Source organism: Streptomyces recifensis, from assembly GCF_002154615.1.
GTDB classification, from domain to species: Bacteria; Actinomycetota; Actinomycetes; order Streptomycetales; family Streptomycetaceae; genus Streptomyces; species Streptomyces griseoluteus.
Map to the genome: position 1 here is coordinate 1 of NZ_MUNH01000181.1, position 3243 is coordinate 3243.

Below are 3243 nucleotides of genomic sequence, written 5' to 3' on the forward strand. Positions count from 1 at the left end.
ACCCCCGGAGGGACCAGTAGGGTCGGCAGCGTGAGTAACGGAGAGATCACGTTGACCGCGGGTGACGCGGAGGTACGGGTACTGCCCGGCAATGGCGGGCGGATCGGCGGGCTGCTCGTCGGCGGGACGGAGCTGTTGCGGCAGGGGGAGCGGTTCGGGTGCTTCCCGATGGTGCCCTGGTGCGGGCGGATCAGGGACGGGCAGTTCCTGGACGGCGGGGTCGTACGGCAGATGCCGCTCAACTCCCCGCCGCACGCCATCCACGGCACCGCCCGCGACGGCGCCTGGCGCACCGCGCGCAAGTCGGCCGACGAGGCGGTGCTGACCTACGAACTGACCGATCCCTGGCCGCACTCCGGCCGGATCACGCAGATCGTGAGCCTCGGTGAGGACAGCCTGACGCTGAGCATGTCCGTGGAGACGTACGAGGACTCGTTCCCGGCGCAGATCGGCTGGCACCCCTGGTTCAACCGGAACCTCGGCGGCGAGGACGTGACGATCGACTTCCACCCGGCGTGGCAGGAGGAGCGCGGCGAGGACCACCTGCCCACCGGCAACCGTGTCGAGCCGAAGCCCGGCCCGTGGGACGACTGCTTCGGTATGCCCGACGGAGTCGACGTGCGCCTGACCTGGCCCGGCCAGCTCGAACTCAAGGTGGCCAGCCGCGAACAGTGGGCGGTCGTCTACGACGAGCAGGACGCCGCCGTGTGCGTGGAGCCCCAGACCGGCCCGCCCAACGGCCTGAACACTGCCCAGCGCCTGGTCACCCCCCTGGAACCGCTGGAGGCGTCCACCACCTGGACCTGGCGCCGCCTCTAAGCTGGGCGGTATGACGACGGACGTGCGTGGCGAACTGCTCCAGCAGATCAAGGACAAGGCCGTGGTGCACGGCAAGGTGACCCTCTCCTCGGGTCTGGAGGCCGACTACTACGTCGACCTGCGCCGCATCACCCTGGACGGTGAGGCCGCCCCCCTGGTCGGCCAGGTGCTGCTGGACCTCACCGCCGACCTGGACTTCGACGCGGTCGGCGGTCTCACCATGGGCGCCGACCCGGTGGCCGCCGCCATGCTGCACGCGGCCGCCGCGCGCGGGCAGCGGCTCGCCGCGTTCGTGGTCCGCAAGGCCGCGAAGGCGCACGGTCTGCAGCGCCGGGTCGAGGGTCCGGACATCGCGGGCCGCCGGGTGCTGGTCGTCGAGGACACCTCCACCACCGGCGGTTCGCCGCTGACGGCGGTGGAGGCGGTACGGGAGGCCGGCGCGGAGGTCGTCGGCGTGGCCACGATCGTGGACCGGGCGACCGGCGCCGCGGAGAAGATCGAGGCCGGGGCGGGCGTTCCGTACCGGTTCGCCTTCTCGAAGGATGAACTGGGGCTGGACTGACGGTCCGCTTGGGGCTGGACTTCTCCCCGGCCGCCAGACCGTCCGGCAGGGCAGGTCTGGAAAGATGGGGCCGACGCCGATGTCGCCCCCCAGGGTCCAGGTCAGGGCCGCATATCGCAGAACGCCAACCCGCAACACGAGGAGCGGACAGATGCCCATCGCAACTCCCGAGGTCTACAACGAGATGCTCGACCGGGCGAAGGCAGGCAAGTTCGCCTACCCGGCCATCAACGTCACCTCCAGCCAGACCCTGAACGCGGCCCTGCGCGGCTTCGCGGAGGCGGAGAGCGACGGCATCGTCCAGATCTCGACCGGCGGCGCGGAGTTCCTCGGCGGCCAGTACAACAAGGACATGGTGACCGGCGCGGTCGCGCTCGCGGAGTTCGCGCACGTCGTCGCCGAGAAGTACCCGGTCAACATCGCGCTGCACACCGACCACTGCCCCAAGGACAAGCTGGACGGTTACGTGCGTCCGCTGCTCGCGCTGTCCGAGGAGCGCGTGAAGGCCGGGGGCAACCCGCTGTTCCAGTCGCACATGTGGGACGGCTCCGCCGAGACCCTCTCGGACAACCTGGCGATCGCCCAGGAGCTGCTGGAGCAGGCCCGCCGCGCGAAGATCATCCTCGAGGTCGAGATCACCCCGACCGGCGGCGAGGAGGACGGCGTCTCGCACGAGATCAACGACTCCCTCTACACCACGGTCGAGGACGCGATCCGTACCGCCGAGGCGCTGGGCCTGGGCGAGAAGGGCCGCTACCTGCTGGCCGCGTCCTTCGGCAATGTGCACGGCGTGTACAAGCCGGGCAACGTGGTGCTCCGCCCGGAGCTGCTGAAGGAGCTGAACGACGGGGTCGCCGCGAAGTTCGGCAAGCCGTCGCCGTTCGACTTCGTCTTCCACGGCGGTTCCGGTTCCTCCGAGGAGGAGATCCGTATCGCGCTGGAGAACGGCGTCGTGAAGATGAACATCGACACGGACACCCAGTACGCCTTCACCCGTCCGGTCGCCGACCACATGTTCCGTCAGTACGACGGTGTGCTGAAGATCGACGGCGAGGTCGGTGACAAGAAGCAGTACGACCCGCGCACCTGGGGCAAGCTGGCCGAGGCGGGCATGGCGGCGCGTGTCGTGACCGCCGCGAACAACCTGCGGTCGGCGGGCAACAAGATGAAGTGACCCTCCGAGGTCTCCCGTAGGGGGCCCGGCATCCTGTCTCGCGCAGGGGCCGGGCCTCCTACGGGTATCCGGGGTATACCTGGGGGCATGCCCGATGTCCGGCTGGCGTCCCCCAAGGGCCGGTGGATTCTGCTGACCACCGTGCTCGGTTCCAGCATGGCCCTGCTGGACTCGACCGTCGTCAACGTCGCGCTGCCCCGCATCGGCCGCGATCTCGACGCGAGCCTCGCGGCGCTCCAGTGGACGGTCAACGCGTACATGGTGACGCTGGCGGGCCTGATCCTGCTGGGCGGTTCGCTGGGGGACCGGTACGGGCGGCGCAGGGTCTTCGTCATCGGGGTGATCTGGTTCGCGGCGGCCTCGCTGATGTGCGGGCTGGCCCCCGACCCGAACGTGCTGATCATCGCCCGTGCGCTCCAGGGCGTGGGCGGGGCGCTGCTCACGCCGGGGTCGCTCGCGCTGATCCAGGCGTCCTTCCACCCCGACGACCGCAGCCGCGCGGTGGGGCTGTGGTCCGGGTTCGGCGGGGTGGGGGCGGCGATCGGGCCGTTCCTGGGCGGCTGGCTGGTGGAGGGTCCCGGCTGGCGGTGGGTCTTCCTGCTGAACGTGCCGCTCGCCCTGATCTGCGTACCGGTGGCGCTGCGGCACGTGCCCGAGTCGGACGCGGGGCCCGCGCGCGGGCGGTTCG

At 70.6% G+C, this 3243-nt stretch carries 4 protein-coding genes; all 4 read left to right on the forward strand.

Annotated features, from left to right (window positions below):
- Window positions 1-30 precede the first annotated feature (30 nt).
- Window positions 31-819, forward strand: coding sequence for an aldose epimerase family protein (locus tag CCN33_RS11265; RefSeq protein WP_086693500.1), 789 nt, complete (start codon window positions 31-33; stop codon window positions 817-819).
- Between the two features lie 10 nt (window positions 820-829).
- Window positions 830-1381, forward strand: coding sequence for an orotate phosphoribosyltransferase (gene pyrE / locus CCN33_RS11270; RefSeq protein ID WP_086693501.1), 552 nt, complete (start codon window positions 830-832; stop codon window positions 1379-1381).
- A gap of 151 nt (window positions 1382-1532) precedes the next feature.
- Window positions 1533-2555, forward strand: a complete 1023-nt coding sequence (gene fbaA, locus CCN33_RS11275; RefSeq protein ID WP_086693502.1) for a class II fructose-bisphosphate aldolase — start codon at window positions 1533-1535, stop codon at window positions 2553-2555.
- A gap of 87 nt (window positions 2556-2642) precedes the next feature.
- The coding region (locus CCN33_RS11280; RefSeq protein WP_140394512.1) for an MFS transporter at window positions 2643-3243 on the forward strand (601 nt) is incomplete at its 3' end.